The sequence below is a fragment of the Sediminicola luteus genome, from assembly GCF_040566555.1.
In the GTDB taxonomy this organism is placed as follows: Bacteria; Bacteroidota; Bacteroidia; order Flavobacteriales; family Flavobacteriaceae; genus Sediminicola.
This window is the reverse complement of sequence record NZ_JBEWYP010000002.1, coordinates 479,802-502,332: the sequence shown is the minus strand read 5'-3', so window position 1 is coordinate 502,332 and position 22,531 is coordinate 479,802. Positions and strand designations below refer to the sequence as shown.

General features: G+C 42.0%; 14 protein-coding genes. 5 read left to right on the top strand and 9 right to left on the bottom strand.

Translation table 11 applies throughout. The annotated features are described in order from the left end of the window. Nucleotides 1–99 precede the first annotated feature (99 nt). The 3 genes from ABXZ32_RS05855 (at nucleotide 100) to ABXZ32_RS05845 (ending at nucleotide 3,012) form a co-directional block, all read left to right on the top strand. Complete coding sequence (locus ABXZ32_RS05855) at nucleotides 100–837, top strand: lysophospholipid acyltransferase family protein (RefSeq protein ID WP_354617735.1); 738 nt, start codon at nucleotides 100–102, stop codon at nucleotides 835–837. Next, nucleotides 834–1,493: an HD domain-containing protein gene (locus tag ABXZ32_RS05850; protein ID WP_354617734.1), complete on the top strand. Its 660-nt coding sequence runs from the start codon at nucleotides 834–836 to the stop codon at nucleotides 1,491–1,493. Before ABXZ32_RS05855 ends, ABXZ32_RS05850 begins: the two co-directional genes overlap by 4 nt. 103 nt (nucleotides 1,494–1,596) lie before the next feature. Beyond that, on the top strand, nucleotides 1,597–3,012 hold the full coding sequence (locus tag ABXZ32_RS05845) for a Gfo/Idh/MocA family protein (RefSeq protein ID WP_354617733.1): 1,416 nt from the start codon (nucleotides 1,597–1,599) through the stop codon (nucleotides 3,010–3,012). Between the two features lie 62 nt (nucleotides 3,013–3,074). Here the strand turns inward: ABXZ32_RS05845 and ABXZ32_RS05840 are convergent, their stop codons facing one another. The 9 genes from ABXZ32_RS05840 to hemH form a co-directional block, all read right to left on the bottom strand. Further along, the gene (locus tag ABXZ32_RS05840; protein ID WP_354617732.1) at nucleotides 3,075–4,151 is read right to left on the bottom strand and encodes a PA0069 family radical SAM protein; all 1,077 of its coding nucleotides are present in this window, start codon (nucleotides 4,149–4,151) and stop codon (nucleotides 3,075–3,077) included. 47 nt (nucleotides 4,152–4,198) lie between these two features. Further along, nucleotides 4,199–5,749 (bottom strand): hypothetical protein, encoded by a 1,551-nt coding sequence (locus tag ABXZ32_RS05835; RefSeq protein ID WP_354617731.1) that lies wholly within the window; start codon nucleotides 5,747–5,749, stop codon nucleotides 4,199–4,201. Nucleotides 5,750–5,772: 23 nt separating this feature from the next. Beyond that, nucleotides 5,773–6,555: an enoyl-CoA hydratase/isomerase family protein gene (locus ABXZ32_RS05830; protein WP_354617730.1), complete on the bottom strand. Its 783-nt coding sequence runs from the start codon at nucleotides 6,553–6,555 to the stop codon at nucleotides 5,773–5,775. A 76-nt stretch (nucleotides 6,556–6,631) separates the two neighbouring features. Further along, entirely contained in the window at nucleotides 6,632–8,038 is a 1,407-nt protein-coding gene (locus ABXZ32_RS05825) for an ATP-binding protein (protein ID WP_354617816.1), read from the bottom strand. A gap of 124 nt (nucleotides 8,039–8,162) precedes the next feature. Further along, nucleotides 8,163–8,714: a CopD family protein gene (locus ABXZ32_RS05820; RefSeq protein ID WP_354617729.1), complete on the bottom strand. Its 552-nt coding sequence runs from the start codon at nucleotides 8,712–8,714 to the stop codon at nucleotides 8,163–8,165. 96 nt (nucleotides 8,715–8,810) lie between these two features. Further along, on the bottom strand, nucleotides 8,811–11,942 hold the full coding sequence (locus ABXZ32_RS05815) for a VPS10 domain-containing protein (protein WP_354617728.1): 3,132 nt from the start codon (nucleotides 11,940–11,942) through the stop codon (nucleotides 8,811–8,813). Nucleotides 11,943–12,020: 78 nt separating this feature from the next. Beyond that, entirely contained in the window at nucleotides 12,021–15,155 is a 3,135-nt protein-coding gene (locus tag ABXZ32_RS05810; protein WP_354617727.1) for a VPS10 domain-containing protein, read from the bottom strand. A 49-nt stretch (nucleotides 15,156–15,204) separates the two neighbouring features. Beyond that, nucleotides 15,205–16,596 carry an MATE family efflux transporter gene (locus tag ABXZ32_RS05805; protein WP_354617726.1) on the bottom strand — a complete coding sequence of 464 codons (1,392 nt, stop codon included), beginning with the start codon at nucleotides 16,594–16,596 and terminating at the stop codon, nucleotides 15,205–15,207. After that, the gene (gene hemH, locus ABXZ32_RS05800) at nucleotides 16,596–17,627 is read right to left on the bottom strand and encodes a ferrochelatase (RefSeq protein WP_354617725.1); all 1,032 of its coding nucleotides are present in this window, start codon (nucleotides 17,625–17,627) and stop codon (nucleotides 16,596–16,598) included. Before hemH ends, ABXZ32_RS05805 begins: the two co-directional genes overlap by 1 nt. 186 nt (nucleotides 17,628–17,813) lie before the next feature. Between hemH and ABXZ32_RS05795 the strand changes: the two genes are divergently transcribed. Together ABXZ32_RS05795 and ABXZ32_RS05790 are read left to right on the top strand one after the other, a co-directional pair. Then, on the top strand, nucleotides 17,814–18,902 hold the full coding sequence (locus tag ABXZ32_RS05795) for a mechanosensitive ion channel family protein (protein WP_354617724.1): 1,089 nt from the start codon (nucleotides 17,814–17,816) through the stop codon (nucleotides 18,900–18,902). Between the two features lie 103 nt (nucleotides 18,903–19,005). Then, the gene (locus ABXZ32_RS05790) at nucleotides 19,006–22,524 is read left to right on the top strand and encodes a TraB/GumN family protein (RefSeq protein ID WP_354617723.1); all 3,519 of its coding nucleotides are present in this window, start codon (nucleotides 19,006–19,008) and stop codon (nucleotides 22,522–22,524) included. Nucleotides 22,525–22,531 lie beyond the last annotated feature (7 nt).

Sequence of the window (22,531 nt, the reverse complement as noted above, 5' to 3'; positions counted from 1 at the left end):
TTTATATTTCCCTGCCTTTTTTAAGGTTCTAGGAATAACAGAGAAAAAAATAAAAAGAGAAATCATGCTAGTCATGGTTTCTCTTTTTATTTTTGTGTCATGCAAAAAATATTGGCCTACCCCTTCTCAGTCGTTTACCAGATTTTATTTGGCCTTACCTTGTTGGTATTCCATCCCATCCAATGGATCGCCTTTAATGTATTTGGATACCCCGCTTTAAAAAGAACTGTAAGTATTTTAAACTTTTGCCTTCTGCGATGTTCCAACGTTCTTGGAACCACATACACCTTTAACAACCCGTACGATATCCCAACTGACCGGCCTTTGATCATTGTGGCAAATCATCAGAGCATGCACGATATTTCGCCCATAGTTTGGTATATGAGGAAACATCATCCAAAATTTGTGAGCAAGCAGGAACTCGGAAAAGGCATCCCCAGCGTATCCTATAATTTAAGGCATGGAGGATCAGTGTTGATCGACCGGAAGGATAGCAGGCAGGCTTTGACTGAAATTGCCAAACTTGGAAAATATATAGAAGCCCATAACCGCAGTGCCGTAATTTTTCCTGAGGGCACAAGAAGTAAAACGGGGCATCCCAAAAAGTTCCAGACCATGGGGCTGAAAATATTAATGAAAAATGCCCCTTCGGCTTTGATTGTTCCCATAAGCATCAATAATTCCTGGAAAATGTTGCGCTACGGTAAATTTCCTAATGCCTTGGGCAACCATATCACGCTGGATGTACACCAACCGCTCGAAATCAGTGAAGATAGGGATGCACTCATTGCCAAAGTAGAACAACAGATCACTTCTGGAATAACTTCATTTGCATGACAGATACCCAAATTGTAGAAGAAACCATTGCCTTTGTGAAGGAAACCCTTAAAGGTGCTGAAGGCGGACATGACTGGTTCCATATTCAGCGTGTCTTTAAGAATACCCTGCTGATTGCGAAGGACGAACAGGTAAATATCCTGGTGGTTAGCCTTGGCGCCCTATTACATGATATCGCCGACGCAAAATTTCATGGTGGTGACGAATCCATCGGTCCCAAACTCGCTACGGAATTTTTAACCTCCCTCGAAGTTGACCCACAAGTGATTGACCATGTCGTAAAAATAATTGAAAACATATCCTATAAATCCAGTTTAGAAACTGGGAAAGACAAATTTACCTCCCAAGAATTGGCCGTAGTCCAGGATGCCGACCGTTTAGATGCCATTGGGGCTATTGGTATCGCAAGGGCTTTTAATTACGGTGGCTTTAAAAATAGGGAGCTTTACAACCCCGATATTGCGCCCAACCTAAAAATGTCCAAAGAGGAATACAAAAAATCCACTGCCCCTACGATCAACCATTTCTATGAAAAATTGTTGTTGTTAAAAGACAAGATGAATACTGAAAGTGGTAAGAAAATAGCAGCACAAAGACATCAGGTCATGTTGGATTATTTGGAGCATTTCTTTATGGAATGGAATGGAAACTCTTAAAGTGCCATTCAACGCTAAAGGAATACGTGCCTATTGTACAAAAACGGGCTTCCTAGTTTTCATTTTTTTGTATCTTCAAACTGAAAACTAGAATCCGACCAAAATGCAAAGAAGAAAATTCATCAAAAATGTGGCTGCCACCTCGGCGGCCTTTTCTATAGTACCCAGTTTTGTGCTTGGGAAAAACCATGTTCCACCCAGTGATACCCTTTATGTTTCTGCATTTGGTGTAGGAGGACGTGGTGGTGGTGTTATCCGTGAATTAACAGCAACGGGGAAAGTGAAATTTGTATCGTTCTGCGATGTGGACAAGCGCATGGTCGCCGAAAGTCAGGCCCTGCATCCAAATGCCAAAATGTACAAGGACTTTAGAAAGGTTTACGACAAACATTTAAAAGAAATAGATGCCATTATGGTGGCAACCCCAGACCATACCCATGCAACCATTGCATTGCCCTATATGCGTGCCAAAAAACACGCCTATGTGGAGAAACCCCTTGCCCACAATATTTATGAGACTCGTTTAATGACCGAAGTGGCCAGAGAAAACGGGATTGTAACACAAATGGGAAACCAAGGAGCCTCCAGTGATGGTAGCCGACAGGCTAAAGAATGGATCAAATCCGGTATCATTGGAAAAATAGAAAAGGTTGATTGTTGGACAAACCGTCCAGTATGGCCACAAGGGGTGAAAAAACCTGTTGGCAAGGAACAGGTCCCTAAGGAATTGGATTGGGACCTTTGGCTTGGACCTGCAGCTATGAGGGACTATAACCCTGCCTACCTTCCATTTAAATGGAGAGGCTGGTGGGATTTTGGAACAGGAGCCCTTGGCGATATGGGCTGCCATATCATGGAGACTCCGTTCAGCACCTTGGATTTGGGCTACCCTACAGAAGCTGAGGCAAGTTGCACCACCGTTTGGGTAGGGGATTTTGTCGAAGCAGATTACAGCTCTTCCTGTCCTCCATCCTCCATAGTGCGCCTCAAATTCGATACAGAAGACCATGGGGACATTGCCCTAAATTGGTATGATGGTGGTCTTAAACCAGATTTACCGGATGAATTAAAGAACGATGAAACCATAGGTGATGGTGGTGGGGGAAGTATCTTTTATGGCACCAAAGGAATTTTGGTTTGTGATACCTATTCCAGAAACCCAAGATTATTACCTTCGGAGACCATGAAGCTGTTTAATGCTCCAGAACCATATCTCCCTAGGATTACGGGCACACATGCCAACAATTGGGTGGAAGGCTGTATGAACGGAACCGGTACTTCCTCTGATTTTTCAAGATCAGGACCATTAACGGAAGCCGTACTAATGGGGAACTTAGCAATCAAAGCCTACCAATACAAGGAATTCAAGGATGGCAAGAAAGCAGGGGATTGGGATCCTTTCAACTATCCCGGAAGACGTAAATTGCTGTGGGATGGCAAGAACATGAAAGTTACCAATTATGAAAAGGCCAACGAATGGGTGAAGCGCGATTATAGACCTGGTTGGGAACTCAGCTAAATCTAATTTATATTATACAGCCCACTTTAACCTTGTAAAGTGGGCTTTTTTTATGCTTTTAATTATTGGAACAACGATAACTGTCCAACCTTATATCTTTCATGTAATTCTGTATTGAGCTTTGGAAATATTTTATCCTTAAAATATTTGGCCTTTGCCAAATGGACCATGGCGTGAATGTGTTCTGCAATTTTTCCATCTCCCTTTCCTCTAACCCCAAACCTACTGTCGTTCAGGGACCCTCCATGGCAGGCCTCTATTTGATGCAGCACCTTTTCTGCCCTATCTGGTAAGGTCTTATGAATCCAATCAGTAAAAATTTGACCAATGGCCCCATTGAGTCGCACCAATGTGAAAGCCATGGAAACAGCTCCATGGTCAGAGACCGCTTTGGCAAGATCCAGTATTTCATGGCTGTTGATTCCTGGAATGATCGGTGCCAACATGGCATTGACGGGAATGTTGTTTTCCGATAACATTTGGATGCTTTCCAGTCGCTTTTTAATGGTTGTGGTTCTCGGTTCCAAAATACGCCTAGTATCTTCTGAAAGGGAGGTGACGGAAATATTGACACCTATTAAATTATCCTTGGCCAACTCCTTTAAGAGGTCCAAATCCCTTAAGAGCAGGGCGTTTTTGGTAATAATCCCTACTGGGTGTTTGTATTTTAGAAATACCTCCAGACAGGCCCTGGTAATTTTAAATTCCCTTTCCGCAGGTTGGTAACAATCTGTATTTCCCGAAAGAACAATTGTTTCCGCTTTCCAACTTTTCGATCTTATTTTTTCTTCCAGCAAACGAGGTGCATCTTTCTTGATAAGAATCTGCCTTTCAAAATCCAACCCGGCACTATAGCCCCAGAATTCGTGGGAATTGCGGGCGTAGCAATAAATACATCCATGTTCGCAGCCCTGATAGGGGTTCATGGAATAATGCATCCCAACATCGGGACTTGTCACTTTGTTGACAATGGTTTTGGGGAAAATGGGAAGGTATTTGGTCTTGTTCCTGTCTGCCTCTTCCCCATCTAAACGACAGAACTCCAGGAAATCATCACGCTGTTCGTGGATATCCTTTAGAAACCGATTATGGATATTTTGCTGGGCACCCCGCCCTTTCAGATAGTCGTTTGATTTCAATTTATGGATTTATTCCAAAAATATGGAATATTTCCATTATTTAAAATTTATTTAAACGATACTTTTACCAATTGCTTTTTGGATCCCCTTTTGGCATAAAAGAGCATGCTATTATCTTGTTTGTTTGTATAGGGCAAAGAAACCATTAATGGAAGTCTGGCGTCCTTATCATCAATGAACTTTTCATAGCTCATATTACCCTGGGCATCCAATTTGATCAAAAATACATTTCTGTTTCTACTATATCCCTGTCTAAAGATTATACGCTCGTTGCTCATCTGTTGTGGGTTCTCACTGGCAGTACTGATAAAAAAGTAGGTGTCATTACCCAAGGTGTACGAACTATAGGAAGCATAGGCCGCATCATTCTGGGTCACTTCCGATTTATTGATATTTCTGGTCCAGATCAAATCTCCCGCAACATTTAATTTGGCACTTACCATATCGTTATAATGGTATCTATCTATGTGCAAGCGGGCTCCACTCGCATCTTGTTGTACGCTCTTGGTCACAAAATACTCTTCCGCATTAAAAAGGATGTCCTTTTCTTCGGTGACGCTAACGTCCTTAAAAATCAGGTTGGTAATCTCCCTTTCTTCTCCTTTTCCAAACTTATCAAGCATAAATTGCTGGGAAAAAGGATGGTATTTTTTCTGGAGGAGTTCCAAGGAGGTGGGATCCATTTCAAAATAGACCAATCCATTGTATCGATTGTCCTTTCTATCGGCATAAAAACCAACAAATACCAATTTGTCATCAATGAGGATTGTCTTTAGGGCTTCTGAAAATTTACCGGGATCATCAAATGTTTGTGTTTTACCCCCGTTTTCATCTATGAGCAATAACTCATACTGAAACTTCCTTTCAGTGGCCGAAAATCGCTTTTTCTTGAAATACGCTTTCCCTATGAGATACACTTTTTTTAAATCCTCGGATATCGCGATATCTTCAAAAGCATAATTTTTATCTTCAATCTCTGCAGAAAAATCATACTCCATCAATTTGGTCCCAGTGGTGTCGAACAAATAGATGTAGTGCTGGTTGTCTTTTCGTTTCTTAAAATGGGTGGTAATGGCAAAGGCCGATTTATCTTCATTGAACAATACTGAGGTGGTAAACCCAGAACCAAAATTCCTATTGTAGTAATTCTTGTCCAAAGGATTCTCTACCTCCACCGATTCTATGGACAGAATAAGATTTTCTTTAAAATTCATCTCCGACAAGAAAGAGGAATGGATTATGTATTCATAGGATGCAGTGCCTTGGTTATATTTTAACAATAAGAGGTGCAAATGGCCATTTTTTACATAACCGTCCACAAAATCTATATCGGTAATCTTATAGTTATATTCAGAAACCAATTCCAGATCCTTATTATAATGCTCAATGTAGAATCCTTTTGGTCTAAGGATAAGTCCGGTAAAATAGGATCTCACTAAAATTGAGCCTCCCTCCCCATCATCTGCAATGGTCAGTAGATTTGAATATTTGTAGCGGTCGCTGTACCGTTCTCCAACATCATAACTAACAGGCATTTTCTGGGCATGTGAAACCATGTTGGAAGCCAACAGAAAGAATATAATAAGCTTGGTTTTCATAGAAATAGTAGGTTTAAGATTGGTTATGAACCGGGGAATTCTGCTTTGCGTTTTTCCAAAAATGCTGAAGTACCTTCTTTAAAATCTTCAGTACCAAAACATTTGCCGAACGCTTTTATTTCAGCTTTATACCCATCCACATCATTTTTAAAACCCGCATTTACAGCTTTTATTGCATAACCAATGGCCACAGATGAATTATTCGATATCTTGCTTGCCAATTTCACACATAAGGGCATTAATTCATCTTGGGTGACCACATAATTCACCAATCCGTGGGACAGTGCTTTTTGGGCATCCATCATCCCTGCTGTCATAATCATTTCCATGGCAATTCCTTTGCCCACTAACTGAGGTAAGCGCTGTGTACCCCCATAACCTGGAATAACTCCAAGGGAGACTTCTGGTAGTCCCATTTTGGCGTTATCGCTTGCCACCCTAAAATGGCAGGCCATGGCCAATTCCAAACCACCACCAAGCGCAAAGCCGTTAACTGCAGCAATGACAGGGGTAGAAAGGTTTTCTACAAAACTAAAAAGTTGTTCTTGCCCTTTTTCAGACAATTTATGTGCCTTTCTTTCACTGAAATGTGCAAATTCGGAAATGTCGGCGCCAGCCACAAAAGCTTTCTCCCCACTTCCTGTGATGATGATTGCCTTCACGGTCTTGTCCTTATCCAATGCTTTAAAAGCTTCTTGCAGATCTTTAATAGTGGCTTTATTCAAGGCATTCAACTTAGTTGGCCTATTAATGGTAATAACCGCTCTAGAGTCTTTCTGCTCTACCAATATGTTCTCGTAACTCATTGTTCTATTTTTTATCAGTTGTAATTTATTCAATTGGTCTTCCTACTACAGGTTAGTCCCTTTATATGATGAATGACTATTCTTTTGGGAACCTAACGGTAAATACCGTTCCCTTTCCTTCTTGAGAAGTAAAATCTATAGTCCCTTTGTATGTTTCCACAATATTCTTTACCATCCCCAAACCAAGACCCATGCCGCTCGACTTCGTTGTGAATTTGGGTTCAAATACCTTATCCCTAAACTCATCCCCAATCCCAACCCCATTGTCGGCAACCATGATTTTTACTTGGGCTCCTTCCGAAGCCACAGATACTAAAATACGCGGAGACTCTACTGTAGGCACGGCCTGAATGGCATTTTTTATTAAATTGGTGACCACCCTTATCAATTGTGTACGGTCTAGCTTGGCAATTATCTCATCCTCTTCGCAAACAAAATGTATATAGTCTTCCTGAAATATATCCAACGCCAATTTTACAATTTTAACAACATTCAGAGTCTCGTTCTGTTGTGCGGGCATATCGGCAAAATTCGAAAATGCAGAGGCAATATTACTTAAGGTATCTATCTGCTGAATAAGGGTTTTGGAATACTCATCTACCTTCTGATCAATGTCCGGGTCCTTGGGATCAAATTTACGTTCAAAACTCTGAACACTGAGGCGCATGGGTGTCAATGGATTTTTTATCTCATGGGCCACCTGTTTGGCCATCTCCCGCCATGCTTGTTCCCGCTCGCTTCGTGCCAATTTCACGGCACTCTGCTCCAACTCGTCGATCATGGCATTATAGGCCTCTATCAGCTTGCCTATTTCCTGGCTGGGATTATCCACCAAGATCTTCTCGTTCCGCTTTTCAAAATTGGTCTGGTTCAATTTATCGGATACGGTCTGCAAGGACCTCGTAATATATTTGGAAATAAAATAGGCGAGTGCGATGGCTATTAACAACATCAATAAATATACCCCACCCAAGCGCATCAAGAACTCCTTTAATTCTTTATTGTTGAATGAATTGTCCTCAAAATAGGGCAAATTAAGGATACCGACCGGTTTAAATTTGGTGTCCGTTATGTAGGTATAGGACGCCTGGTATTTATCCCCGGCCGTACTCTTTTCCTCTACATAGCGCTCATCGGTGCTAGCCGCCAAATTGTTCAATACTTCTGCAGAAAGACAAGTAGAAATGGAGTCCCTTTCGAAGGTAGGTCTAGAGCTCTTTATCAATTGGCCTTCCAGATCATAAATGTTGAAATTCACATTTTGCACATCGGCAATCTGATAAATCTCATCCATAAAGATAAATTCCAAATTCTCGGTAGTCACCGGATAGGTGGTCTTTTGGATGGTATAAACGATACTTTGTTTGATCTGTTCTTCCTTTCGTTCCAAACGATCTGCATGGTAATCCTTGGATTGTTCCCTGTATTGATAAATAGTTACCCCTGCGATCAATACGGATGCAATGAGCACCAATAAGATCATAGTGATAAATATCCGGGATCGTAACGATAGTTTTGTCAACAAGAATGTCCTATTTTATGCTAAATATAGCAATTATCACGCCAAATGGAGGGTGCCATTTGCAACTGCCCCAAAAAGAACCATCTCAGGCATTCGGGTTCTTTCTTCGGATACTTTTATACAACTTAATGCCTAACATCAAAAGTACCCCAAGGACAATGATGCCCACAACCCCAAAAATCCAATTAAAGGTATTCTTTAGGATGACCAAGAATACCACGGCAAAAAGGATCAAGGTAGCCCCTTCGTTCCAAAGTCGCATAAAATTGGAGGTATAACGAACCTCATCCCGCTGCAATTGTCGGAATATTTGATGGTTTTTAAGATGGTACAGGACCAACAGGAGCACAAATCCCAATTTTATATGCATCCACGGCTGTTGCAGCCATACCGGCATTAAGACCAACAACCAAATGGCAAAGATAGTGGCCAGGATGGCCGATGGCCAAGTAATGATGTACCACAGTCTTTTGGTCATTAGTTTCAACTGCTCTGTGAGGATTTCCTTTTCCGGGGAACCCTTCTGTGATGCTTCTATATGATAAATGAACAACCTGGGGATATAGAACAATCCGGCGAACCAGGTGATCACAAAGATGAGATGTAGTGATTTTATATAATTGTAATAGTCTTGCATTTCGTTCTCCTATGTTCCCGCAAATTTCGGGAATAAATATTCAGTAACAAATGGAAATATTCCATTGGCCGTTGAACAACATTCCAATTCCTGACCTTAATCAGCTATTCTAATGGCACCGATCCCCGCATTCCACAACTCCTTATTATACTCTGGGATGTCTGTTTCTATAAGCTTTACAGCTCTTTCGTTCAGCATCTTCCATTGGGCATCCAGCTCTATTCTTCTATCTACGGAAGATTGGTTTACCCTGGGGATATCACTGCTGGTCTGATTGATCAAAAACAGGTATTCGGCAGTAAATTTATTGGGAAAATTCTCCACATCGTCATACGCTTGGGACTTCCGTTGTACCATTTCCCCGTCCCATGTCTGGAGTTGTGCAATTAGATTTTCTCCCTTGGTTTTCACGGGTGATGCTTTCAATTCCGATACAATATCCTTTAACTGCTGTTGAACCGCATACAAAAGGTTTACTTTTTGATGCATATCGGATAGGTTTTCCTCCATTGCCAACATCAGGGTGTTATAGGTTTCATATTGCCCCGGACTAGTATTATAGGTGGGTATTTCCTTGATGGTACCCGTTGTTTCTACAGATTCCTTTGGAGTCTTCAAAGTAATGGTATAGTCTCCCGGAGGCACCATATGGCCCCGAAAATTTGCCTCTATATAGACATTGGGAATACCGGTCATTATAGGATGTTTCATATCCCAAACAAAGCGGTTGAGACCTTCCTTTTTTGAAAGTATTGGAGCAGGTGGTGGTCCACCTCCGTTGTTCTTGACATATTCAGGGTCCTTTTCAGAACTAATGCTCCGCACCAAATTCCCATTGGCATCATGGATTTCCAGAGAGATGCTGGTTGAATCGGAAATTTTTGGCAATTCATAATAAATTACCATCCCATTCGCGGGATTGATCCCATCAAAAGCATCTGTCCCATTGAATTCCTCCGAGCTACCACTTAAAGGACTTCCCCAAGAGCCATTATATGCAGCACTTGGCTTTAAAATCTTGGCCCCCTTTATACTGGGCGTATATTGGGATAACGCGGTAAGATCATCGAGAATCCAAAAAGAACGGCCTGAAGTGGCCACAATTAAATTATCGTTATGGACCTTTAAATCTGTAATAGGTGTTTTGGGAAGGTTCAGTTGGAAGCTTTCCCAATTTTTTCCGCCATTCCATGAAAGGTAAATCCCCTTCTCTGTTCCCGCATATAACAAGTTTTTTCTAGTTGTATCTTCTCGAACTACTCTTGTAAAACTACCATAATGGATCCCTGTACTTATGCTGGTCCAGCTTTTCCCATAATCTGTGGTCTTGTATAGGCCAGGAGTATAATCATTGAATTTGTATCTAGTGGTGGCGATATAGGCAGTCCCAGGTTCGTGGGGGGATACCTCTATGGCATTTACCAGACATTCCTGAAGCCCCTTGGGTGTCACATTTTCCCAACTTTCGCCTCCATTTTTGGTGATATGGACCAAGCCATCATCACTACCGGTCCAGAAAACACCTTTTTCGTGAGGAGATTCTATCATATAGGCAATGGTCCCGTAGTTTTCGGCGCCCACCGCTTCATTGGTATACGGCCCGCCACCTTTGCCTTGCTTGTCGTCCATATTCCGTGTAAGGTCTGGGGATATTTCTTCCCAAGTAACCCCTTTATCACGTGTTCTGAGCACTAATTGGGCACAATGGTAGTATGTATCTGCTTCATGTTGGGACTTTATGATAGGCGCATTCCAATTGTAGAGATATTTCATATCCCTAGCCGCACGTCCCAAATATTGAATAGGGGCTGCCATGATCTGTGTGGAAGCTTTGGAATCCATGTCCAATAGCTCTATGGTCCCGAGATAACTCCCACCCATTACGTACCTTGGATTATTGGGATCGAAGGCTAAAAAGGCACTTTCTCCACCTGCGGTATAGGTCCAGTCCTCTTGGGTAATACCGCTTCTGCCCGTAGACATGCTCGCTATTTTAATAGCAGTATTGTCCTGTTGGCCACCATAGATATTATAGGGGAATAGGTTATCCGTACTGATGCGATAGAACTGTGCCGTTGGCATATTGCTCTGTGTAGACCATGTTTTTCCAAAATTAAAACTGATACCGGCACCACCGTCATCGGCTATGACCATATTTTTAGAATTGTCTGGATTGATCCATAGATCGTGGTAATCCCCATGTGGCCCCGAGAGGGTTTCCCAGGTTTTTCCGCCATCTAGGGAACGCAGGGCTGGTGCACTAAGCACATAAACAGTATTTTCATCATTTGGATCCGCAAAGACCTCGATGTAGTACCAGGCCCTTTGGACAAGACGATTATCGCCGCTTACCATATTCCAGGATTTTCCCGCATCCTCGGAAACAAAAAGTCCGCCCTGATCCTTATCCGTATCACTTTCTACCAAAGCATATACTTTATTTGAATTTGCCGGACTCACGGCAATGGCCATTTTACCCTTTTCTTCGGGTAGGCCCTTATGGATTTTAAACCAGGATTCTCCCCCGTCAACCGACTTATAAAGGCCACTTCCTTCTCCTCCGCTGATTACAATATTTGGTTTACGTTGGTGGTGCCACATAGCGGCATATAGCACTTCCGGGTAATTGGCATCTATGGAAAGTTCAACTCCTCCGGTCAGCTCATTCACAAAAAGCACATTCTTCCAGTTAAGTCCCCCGTCGGTGGATTTATAGATGCCCCGCTCCTTTGTTGGACCGTAAAGGGCGCCTTGTGCGGCGACCCATAGCACATCCGGGTTTGTGGGATGCACCACAATTCTAGAAATGTGCTGGGTGTTTTCCAACCCCATTTTTTTCCAGGTTTTACCCGCATCGGTAGATTTATAAACCCCATCCCCATAGGAGGTCATGACCCCTCTTGGGGCATGCTCCCCCATACCGCAAAAAACGATATTGGGATTGGAAGTGGAGACTGCAACTGCACCTACAGATCCCAATTCAAAAAAGCCGTCCGAAATATTTTCCCACCGTTGCCCTGCATCCGCAGTTTTCCAGAGTCCACCACCAGTTGTACCCATATAATAGGTCAGGGGATCCCCGACCACACCAGTAGCTGAAACCGAGCGTCCTCCTCGAAAGGGGCCGATATTACGATATTTTAAAGGTGAAAAATATGTTTCCGCTGTTTGAGTGAAAACCATGGTCAAAGGCAACAAGAAAACAAAGAGTAAGAGCTGTTTTTTCATAAGGTATAGGCTGGTTAAATGGTACTAAAAGAAAAAAGTCCCAAGAAATTAATTTCTTGGGACTTTTTAATTGTGTGATTATTCTAAAAATAAATAATTGAGCTTTAAATTATTAAAGGCTTCATTGAATGCTTTGATCTCTGTATCAACAAGGGTATCGAACGTTTTCAATTCTTTGTTAATCTCAGCTGTCAGTTCATTTTTAACAACAATGTCCTGGTCTGTAGGTGGAAAATCATCCATGGTCACCAGACTGTTCAAATGTCCCAATTTATTGGTAAGCCTAATTGGGAAGTTAAGGGGATCCTGCCCGCTTCTGTTTTGGGTTTGGTACAGGGCCTTTTCTATGCTCTCAAAATCAGCTTTCATCTTTTTGGCCTTTTCAACCAAGTCCTTGGTCGCTTCATTGTCCTTATACTGCTTGGTAAAGGCATCCAATTGAGTGCTGATCTTACGGATCTTTTTAATGGATTGGTGTGCCCTGTCCACAGTAGCATTTACATCTTCCACAAAATCATATTGCTTTTGCATGTCTGCCACGCCTACCTCAGCCCTAGGGTCAGGTAAAATGGTAAAGGTCTCTGAGGTATTTGTCCCGTTGACATTTAAATGTACCTTATAATCTCCTGGAACTGCCTTAGCACCTTCCAGATTTGCCCACCAAAGGATCATTCCGTCCAATTCTTCGGCACCTTTTCCCTGGGTGTCCCAAACAAAGGTGTTCCCACCTTTTTTTACGGTCAGTTTCTTGTCCTTTTCCTTGGCACTTGTGTTGTAAGATTTCAAGGTGTCTCCTGCCATTGTGGTAAAGGTCAATGCAATCTTATCCTCCTCTTTAACATCCTTTAAATAAAAATGCGTGATGACTCCATTCGGATGGTTCATCCCAGAAGTCTTTGATGGTGTCCTGGCCGCTCTTCCTTTGGTTCTATATGAATCTTTAGGTTTGTAAAGAATTGTATTTGTATTTTTCTTTGATTCGTTCAACTGGTGCAGAACGGATAGGTCATCTATAATCCAAAGGCTTCGCCCTTGTGTTGCCACAATAAGATTGTTGTCTTTTATCGTCAAATCAGTAATAGGAACGATAGGAAGGTTCAACTGGAAGGGTTTCCAATTTGCCCCATCATTGAAAGAGACATACATTCCTGTTTCTGTACCTGCATAAAGTAAGCCTTTACGTTTAGGATCTTCCCTTACCACTCTGGTAAAATGCTCGTTAGCTATCCCATTAGTGATTTTTGTCCATGTTTTACCATAATCCGTCGTTTTGTACAAATAGGGCTGAAAATCCCCCAATTTATAGCGGGTGGCAGCAACATAACACGTGCCTTCATCAAAAGCAGATGGCTCAATACTGTTCACCATGGACCATTCTGGCATCCCTGACGGGGTCACATTTTCCCAATTCTGTCCGCCGTCCTTGGAAACGTGAATAAGGCCATCATCACTACCCACCCAAAGCAATCCTTCTTTCAAAGGGCTTTCGTTGGCTGCAAAAATGGTACAGTAGTATTCCACACTAGTATTATCTTGGGTGATAGGCCCCCCACTGGAAACCAATTTTGTAGGATCGTTTCTAGTTAGATCCCCACTCAATAATGTCCAACTCTGCCCCTCATTTTCGGTTACGTGGACATGATTGGAAAAAGTATATAATTTCTTAGGGTTATGCTTGCTGAAGATAATAGGGAAATTCCACTGGAAGCGGTATTTCATACCTTCTGCACCGTGACCCATAGGGTTATCTGGCCATACATTGATTCCTCTAACGGTACCTGTCTCATGGTTTACTCGTGTCAAGAATCCGTCATAACTACCGCCATAAACGATATCATTATTGGAAGGATCCACTGCAATATGGGCCGATTCCCCTCCTGCGGTCTCCTCCCAGTCATTTTCACCAATACTGGAACCATCGCTCCTGTGGTTGATACGGATAGTGGAATTATCTTGTTGGGCCACATAAATACGGTACGGGAACGAATTGTCAGTCGTCACCCTATAAAACTGGGCAGTTGGTTGATTGTAATAGGTGCTCCAAGTTTCCCCGGCATCATAAGATATCTGGGCCCCACCGTCATCTCCGATGATCATTCTATTGGAATCTTCCGGAGCGATCCAAAGATCATGGTGATCCCCATGAGGGGCATTGAAAGTGCTAAAAGTTTTACCACCATCCGAAGATTTATGGTAATTAACGTTCAGGACATATACGATATCCTCATCTTCGGTATCGGCATAAAGTCTGGTATAGTACCATGCTCTTTGGCGCAATTTACGCTCATCATTGACTTGGGTCCATTTGTTACCCCCGTCATCACTGCGGTAAAGACCTCCTTTTTCCTTGTTCTCAACTATGGCCCATACACGCTCACTGTTCTTAGGGGATACGGTTACACCGATAATCCCTAAGGTATCCTTTGGAAACCCTTCATTTTTAGAAATTTCTTTCCAGGTTTCTCCACTATCGGTACTTTTCCAAAGGGCAGAACCTTCTCCCCCGCTGCTTAGGCTATAAGGGGTCCTTTGGGCACGCCATGTTGAAGCATATAGTATTCTTGGGTTATTGGGATCAAAAGTTAGATCCACTGCTCCTGCTTGGTCGTTAACGTATAGTTTTTTGATCCAAGTTTTTCCTCCATCGGTACTTTTATAAACACCCCTTTCTTGGGTTGGTTTATATATATTCCCCAAAACTGCGGCGTAAACCACATCGGCATTGGTAGGATGAATACGTATCCTGGGCACATGCCTGCTATCCTTTAATCCAGCTGAAGCCCATGTTTTCCCTGCATCTTCAGATTTCCATATTCCATATCCAGAAGAAACGTTCCCTCTCAAGGTTTTCTCACCTCCTCCAACATAGATCACATTGGGGTCGCTCTTTGCTACTTCAATAGCGCCGATGCTTCCTCCAAAAAAGCCATCAGAAATATTTTCCCATTCTCGGCCACCATTGTCAGTTTTCCAGACACCACCACCGGCAGCGCCAAAATAAAATAAGTTTGGTTCTCCAGGAACACCGGTCACGGCAGCGGAACGACCACCACGGAACGGACCTATCAAACGATACTCCAAACTGGAATACAGCTCTTCAGGATACTGGGTATCCGAACTTGAGGATTTCTTCTTTTTTTGTGCGTTTGTGTTGAATGGCAATAGTAAGACGATCAGCATGAATATGCCAATCTTCGAAAGGAAAGATTTCATTTAAGGTTGTATTAGAATTAGTCCCTCTAAAAATAGGGATAAAAACTATTTATGGCGAAATCTTTGTGATTAAATTAGTACGAATTTCCCTACGTAGGAAAAAACCGGTGACCATGGTTGCCAGAACATCTGCAATAGGGAATGATATCCAAACCCCCAATTCACCTAGGTATTGTGGCAAAATAAGTACTAAGGGGATAAAAAAGAACCCTTGCCTGCTCAAGGTGAGCAGCAATGCAGGTACGGCTTTGCCCACAGCTTGGAAATAAGCCGCTCCTATGAGTTGAAGGGCTATTATCGGGGTAGCGGCAAACACCCATCTCATTGCGCCAGGCGTATTTTCCAGGACAAAGGCGTTCATGGCCAATTCAGAAGGGGTCATCCCTGGTTTATCACTCAAAAACAAGGAGGCTATTTCCGCCGGAAAGATCATAAGGCCTACAAAGACAATACTTGCCAATATGGCGGCATATTTTATGGCCGTATTTATGGTTTCCCTTACCCTATCGTATTTTTCAGCTCCATAGTTGAATCCGGCAATAGGCAGAAAACCTTGTGTTACGCCAAATACGGGGAATAAGGCGAACATCAACATCCTTCCAATAATGGCATAGACGGCCACCATGGCCTCTCCCCCCAAGTTGAACAACACATTGTTCATTATAAGGTATATAATACTCACAACGGCCTGCCTGGCCATGGTCACAAAGCCCAAAGCCCCTATTTCCTTCAGAATTTTACGATCCAGGCCAAAATGGTTCCAGGAGATCTTTAACTCCGAATTTTTGGAGAGAAAGAAATAAAAGACATAACTAAAACACAGGAAATAACCTATAGTAGTTGCCCATGCAGCCCCTTCCATGCCCCAATCAAAAAGATAAATAAAAATATAATCCATCAGTAGGTTCCCGACTGACGGAATTATCATGGCAATCATGGCAAATTTTGGTTTCCCTTCGGCCCTAATAACTGTATTTCCCATCATACACAGGGCCAAAAAAGGCACACCATAGAGGACTATGGTATAGTAGATTTTTGCGGGACCAAAAATATCACCCTTACCACCAAAAGCAGGAATTAGGGTATCAATAAAATACAACCCCAAGAACACCATGGCAACAGTTACCAATAGGGACAGTGTAATCTGGTTCCCAAATACTTTGAGGGCTTTTTCCTTATCGTTTGCGCCCAAGGCCCGCGAAATAATACTGGAACCCCCGATTCCGATGGACATCCCTAGGGCGCCTATAAAAAAAGAAACCGGCAACACCACATTTATAGCGGCTATGGCAATGGAACCGATCCAATTACCAACAAATATAGAGTCTACAAGAACATTGAGGGACATCACCAAAATACCAATGGATGCCGGCAGGGCCTGCTTGATGAGCAGCTTCCCTATAGGTTCAGAACCCAACTGTTCCGAAGACACTTTGGCCATTATAAGGGCAGGGTTTCAGTAGCTTCCCATTCATTTACCCATTGGGCCATGAGGTTCACCCAATCCGGACTATCATTAAGACATGGGATATGCTTGTAGTGTTCTCCTCCACCTTCTTCGAACTGTTCCTTCCCTTCCATGGCTATTTCCTCCAAGGTCTCCAAACAATCGGCAACAAAGGCTGGCGTAATTACTGCCAAACGCCTTTTGCCCTCTTTGGGAAAACGCTCAAACTCATAGTCGGTATAAGGCTTCAACCATGGGTCACCCGCCAATCGTGATTGAAAGGAAACGCTCACTTTATTCTCAGGTAAGCCCAAGTGCTCCCTGACCAATTTGGTCATCTCATAGCACTGGTGACGGTAGCAGGTGTGGTGTGCAACGGAATTGATCTGACAGCAACTGCCATCTATTTTACAGTGAAATTTTGTTGGATCTGATTTTCTGATGTGTCTTTCTGGAATCCCATGGTAGGAAAACAAAAGTTGATCGTATTCAAAATCCTTCAGGCCTTCTGCAATACTATCGGAAAGTACCTTGATATAATCCGGATTTTTATAGAATGCAGGAAGGGTGGTCAATTTCATTTCTGGAAAATAATTTTGTTGATCTTCCATCACTTTAACCACCACAGTTTCATAGGAGGACATTGCGTAATGTGGGTACAAAGGCACAAGTAGCACCTCGTCCACACCTTGATCCTTAAGTTCCTGGAGGGCTTTTTTTGTAGTCATGGAACCGTAGCGCATTCCTAAAGCCACGGGCATCTTGGTTTGTTTTTTTACTTTTTCCGTAAACCTTTCAGAAATCACAATTAATGGGGATCCTTCCTCCCACCAGATTTTCTTATATGCTTGAGCCGATTTTTTTGGCCTTGTCTGCAAAATTATTCCCCTTACAAGTATGTTCCTCAAGATAATTGGAACATCAATCACCCTTCCATCCATTAAAAACTCATCCAAATACGGCTTAACATCCTTTGCGGTAGGGCTATCTGGCGACCCCAGGTTTACAAACAAAACTCCTTTCATCTATCGAACTCTTTAAATTTTCTTTTTCAAAACAAAAATAACACATGTAGGGGAACTATAATTTAAAAGCTCTAATTACTTTATTGATACACGTATAGAGAAATCTAATTTTAAGCTAGAAAATAGCCATAGACGCACTGTTTTTTGTAAGTTAATGCCTTAATTGAAAAAACGGCTTCACACCTTATGGATAAATTCTTGAATAATTCCGAAATCCAGACAACCGTTTACGCTTTAGGTTCCTTTCTCCTACTGTCCATTCTCTATATCATTACCACTTATGCCCTGCGGAAACTAGGTGCCAATCCCAAATATCTTATTCCCAAGGATTCCATAAAAAAAGTAGGAGTGCCCTTGTTCCTATTATTTTTTGCATTCTGGATACGTTCCCAATCCCTACAGACTATACTTGGGGTGGAGGATTTTTCCTTTGTCATTCGCAAAACAAGCACCTTATTGATCATTGGTTGTATTACCTGGCTGATTTTGGTAGCACTTAAGGTCACCAAAAAACTGGTCATCCAAAATTATGATGTACAGGCCACTGATAATTTAAAGGCACGAAAGATATACACCCAATTTAATATCCTGGAACGTATTTTTATCGTCCTTGTCGTACTTCTTGCTATTGCCGCGGCCTTGATGAGTTTTGAAAGCATCAGAGAGGTCGGGATAAGCCTCTTTGCCTCTGCCGGGGTGGCAGGTATCATTGTTGGGTTTTCTGCCCAAAAAATGATTGGAACTATTCTGGCAGGGATTCAGATTGCCATTACCCAGCCTATAAAAATTGATGATGTGGTAATCGTTGAGGGCGAATGGGGCCGTATTGAGGAGATCACCCTCACCTATGTGGTCATTGCCATTTGGGATAAAAGGCGACTTATTGTACCCACGCCCTATTTTATTGAAAAGCCGTTCCAAAACTGGACCAAAAGCTCTGCAGATATTATGGGGACCGTTTTTATTCATACGGATTACCATGTGCCCTTTGATAAATTAAGGGAGGAGCTTACTCGGATTTTAGAGGGTACAGATCTATGGGATGGGAAGGTAAATGTGCTGCAGGTGACCGATGCGAAGGAGAGAAGCGTGGAGATCCGTGCCCTGATGAGCGCTTCGGATTCCCCTACCGCTTGGGACCTAAGAGTGCTGGTGCGGGAAAAATTGATTACCTATCTACAGGAGAATTACCCTGAGAGTTTGCCGCACACCCGTCTGTATATTAAAAACATGGACGAGGCAAAGGATGGGAAAGAAGAAAAAAGCAAAAAATAAGCTGTTGTGGGATACCTTCATGGCCAAGAAAACGTTAATTATCCAATAACTTTTTATTTCTATGGTTTTTTAAGGCATTTTTAATCCTAATTAAGAGATCTCTATGCGCTTTTTAATGGCCTTGGCCATCACATTCATTATCACAGGCTCTGCTGCCCAGGAAAAAAATAGCCTGCTCTGGGAGATTTCCGGAAACGGCTTGGAGCAGAGTTCATACCTATACGGTACCATGCATGTGAGCAAGAAAATTGCCTTCCGTTTGGATGATGTGTTTTATGAGGCCTTGGAAAAAAGTGATATCGTCGCCTTGGAAAGCGATCCTGATACTTGGTTGGATGACGAGGAAAGCCTGGGTAATTTTGGCTATGGACAAAGTTCTACTTTTACTGCAAAGGGCTTTTACATCTATCCATTTCTTGTGAAAAACCCTAAAAAGGAGGATATAGCAGCTTATTTGGCCTTTGAGGATAGGATGATCAATACCATTTTATACCGTTCCGATGGCTATTCCGGCAACTTTGAGGAAGAAACCTATCTGGATATGTTCATTTACCAGGCGGGGAAAAAATTCAACAAACCAATAATTGCCTTGGAGGATATTGAGGAGTCTTCCGCCCTGGTTGGAAGGGCCAATTTAAATGCCCTTAAAGCCAAGCCCGACGAATGGCTTCAAAAAACCATTCAGCAGCAAGATCCTACTACCTTAATGCAAGATGCCTATAGAGCAAGGAACATTAATTTAATAGACAGTATAAACCAAGGCATATACACCGGGCATTACTTAAAAAACATGCTATATGTTCGGAACCAGCAAATGGTGCAACGATTAGATTCCATTATGAGGACAGGCAAAGTCTTCACCGGAATTGGAGCGGCCCATTTACCCGGCATTAATGGAGTAATCTCGTTATTGCGCAGTAAGGGATATGTGGTGGAGCCCCTAACCTCCAAAATAAGCAGTAGAAGTAGGCGCATGAAGGAGAGATTGGAAAAGCAGGTCAAGGTGAACACCTACATGGAAACCCAGCTAGAAGATGGTTTATTTTCCATTTTATTGCCTAGCAAACTATATCCCGTCACGGAGATGACCAATACCACATATATTGCCCCCGACATGGCAAATGGGAGCTACTTTATGGTCAATCGCATCCCCACTTATTCTTTTTTAAAGAAAGATGCCTTGTTTAACATCGAGGATATTGACAAATTTCTTTTCGAGAATATTCCAGGTAGAATCATCGATAAAACAGAATTGTACAAAGAAGGGTATTACGGACTGGACGTGAAAAACGAATTGAAAAATGGGGACCGCCAGCGATACCAAATTTACATTACCCCTTTGGAAATTCTAATCTTCAAGATGGGGGGACAGGGCGACTATGTCACTCAATATTCGGACACTATTTTTAATAGCATCAACTTTAAGAAACTGGCAACGGAAAAAGAAAAGGTAACTTCCGCTTTTAAGGATTTTGAGATTGAGATGCCCTCCTTTTACACCTTCCCGAATCAGTTAAGAAATGGCACCCGGTCTATTGAAGGCTACGATAAAAATACGGAGAGCTATTTTTTTCTTAAAAAGGCCACCTTGAACGATTTCAATTTTATTGAGGAGGACAACTTTGAACTGAAGCAAATCCAAAAACGTTTTTATGGGGATTTGGAATTAGAGGCCAAGTATGACGAATCAAAAGAAAAGTCCCTTACCTCAGAAGCGCCTTTCAACAAAACGCAAAAATTACACCTCAAAACGGTTATCAATGGGGGCGATTACTACCTTATAGGAGCCCTGACCCAAAATGATAAGGAAGCCGACACCTACTTTAATTCCTTTACTATAAAAAAGCCTGTTTATCGGGAACCTTTCGAAAAAGTAAAGGATACAGCCCTCTTCTTTACCACGGTAAGCAATATTGCTCCACCTAAATTTGTGGAGAACAGCAACAATTACTACACCGGCAAGAACAGGCCAAAACCCTACAGCCCTTTTGTTAAAAAGTCGATTTACATAAACAAGAACAATGAAGCTATTCATGTAGAAGTAAGCAAGAGCCATGATTATTTAATGTTTCCAAGTATAGATTCGGTATGGGCCCTAAGAAAAAAGCTATATTCCAATAGAAAGTTTACAATTTATGATGAAAAAAGAACCGTTTCCCCCAAAGGATATCATGAATTGAATCTGTCCTTAGGGGATCCGGCCAGTTCAACCAGAATTTTGGTGAAGAACATTTCTAAGGGCGGACTCCTCTATGAGCTTAAGACCAATATTGACACCCTTAGGCCACCAAGCAGATACATCACAGAATTTTATTCCAATTTTCAACCCTCTGATACCCTTATCGGTAGAAACCTAATGGAGGACAAGGTGCCTGACTTTTTCAGGGCCTTACGCGAAAGGGATAGCATCAGTACAGATGGCATACGTTTTCTGTTATTTTCAAAAAAACATTTAGATTCGCTGACCTATTATATTTCCGAATTTAACTTTAGGGAAGACCAAAAAAATATACAGGCCACCCTCATCCAAAAAATGGGGGAAATAGATGATCCAGCAGTTTTTCCGTTCTTTAGGACCCTCTATGTCAACTCCTATAATAACTCTAATGCCCAGACCAAAATATTACAGGCGATCTCTAAAAAGGCTGATGATTATTCTACCGAGCTCCTCTTGGAGCTAATGTCGAAGGACCTGCCTCTTATTTCCAACAAACTGGAAATCCATGCCATCTTTAAACCCTATATGGACAATCTGGAGCTTGCCAAAAAACTATATCCACACATTTTGGACTATAGCACCATTGAAGAATATAATAGTCCCATCTTTTCCATTCTGGCCGATTTATTGACAGAAGGACTGATAAAACCGAAGAGTTATAAGAAGTATAGCAAGCAAATTTTAAACGATGCGAAATTACAGCTGAAAAGACATTTGGGGCAGTATATTTCTTCTGATAGCCAAAAGCGATTTTTTAGCAATACCCAATTACAGAACACAAGTATCTTGGAAGACTATGAAATACTGCTCTATCCGTTTATAAAAGACAAAGAGGTGCAACAGTTTTTTGACCGTCTCTTACTCAGTAAGGACCCTAAAATTCAAACTACTTACGTTGGCTTAATGGCCCGGGACAATAAGAATATACCATTTGGAATGGTGGAATCCTTAGCTTCCAATATCAACAGTAGGGCCCTGTTGTTCAATAGGCTGCGCGATATAGAAAAACTCTCACTTTTTCCAATACAATATAGCACACAAAAACAATTGGCCGAAGCTTCTCTATTTGATCAGGAGGAATATGACGAAACCCAGAACACCATACTATTTATTGCCGAAAGGCCTATAAAATATAGAGATAAAGAATATACCGGTTATTATTTTAAATTGCGGAACAACCAAGACTACGATGATGGATTTAAAATGTACCTAGTGGTATATGAAAAATTCGGCGACCTTCAGACCAAGCCTTTTTTTAAGAGTCAAGGCATCCGTATTGAGGATACGGACACCGATAAGGAACTCATAGAATGGGTTACCGAAGAGTTCCTATTAAAAGATAGGCAACGTGCCATAGTTTACAGACCCTACCAATTTAGTACCTTTAATCAGTTTGGTTTTTAAAAGAGCT

Coding starts and splice junctions, on each gene's coding strand:
- ABXZ32_RS05795 (WP_354617724.1), top strand. CDS start 17,814: ATGGATAAATTCTTGAATAATTCCGAAATCCAGACAACCGTTTACGCT.
- ABXZ32_RS05850 (WP_354617734.1), top strand. CDS start 834: ATGACAGATACCCAAATTGTAGAAGAAACCATTGCCTTTGTGAAGGAA.
- ABXZ32_RS05855 (WP_354617735.1), top strand. CDS start 100: ATGCAAAAAATATTGGCCTACCCCTTCTCAGTCGTTTACCAGATTTTA.
- ABXZ32_RS05820 (WP_354617729.1), bottom strand. CDS start 8,714: ATGCAAGACTATTACAATTATATAAAATCACTACATCTCATCTTTGTG.
- hemH (WP_354617725.1), bottom strand. CDS start 17,627: ATGAAAGGAGTTTTGTTTGTAAACCTGGGGTCGCCAGATAGCCCTACC.
- ABXZ32_RS05825 (WP_354617816.1), bottom strand. CDS start 8,038: ATGATCTTATTGGTGCTCATTGCATCCGTATTGATCGCAGGGGTAACT.
- ABXZ32_RS05830 (WP_354617730.1), bottom strand. CDS start 6,555: ATGAGTTACGAGAACATATTGGTAGAGCAGAAAGACTCTAGAGCGGTT.
- ABXZ32_RS05810 (WP_354617727.1), bottom strand. CDS start 15,155: ATGAAATCTTTCCTTTCGAAGATTGGCATATTCATGCTGATCGTCTTA.
- ABXZ32_RS05790 (WP_354617723.1), top strand. CDS start 19,006: ATGCGCTTTTTAATGGCCTTGGCCATCACATTCATTATCACAGGCTCT.
- ABXZ32_RS05835 (WP_354617731.1), bottom strand. CDS start 5,749: ATGAAAACCAAGCTTATTATATTCTTTCTGTTGGCTTCCAACATGGTT.
- ABXZ32_RS05815 (WP_354617728.1), bottom strand. CDS start 11,942: ATGAAAAAACAGCTCTTACTCTTTGTTTTCTTGTTGCCTTTGACCATG.
- ABXZ32_RS05845 (WP_354617733.1), top strand. CDS start 1,597: ATGCAAAGAAGAAAATTCATCAAAAATGTGGCTGCCACCTCGGCGGCC.
- ABXZ32_RS05805 (WP_354617726.1), bottom strand. CDS start 16,596: ATGGCCAAAGTGTCTTCGGAACAGTTGGGTTCTGAACCTATAGGGAAG.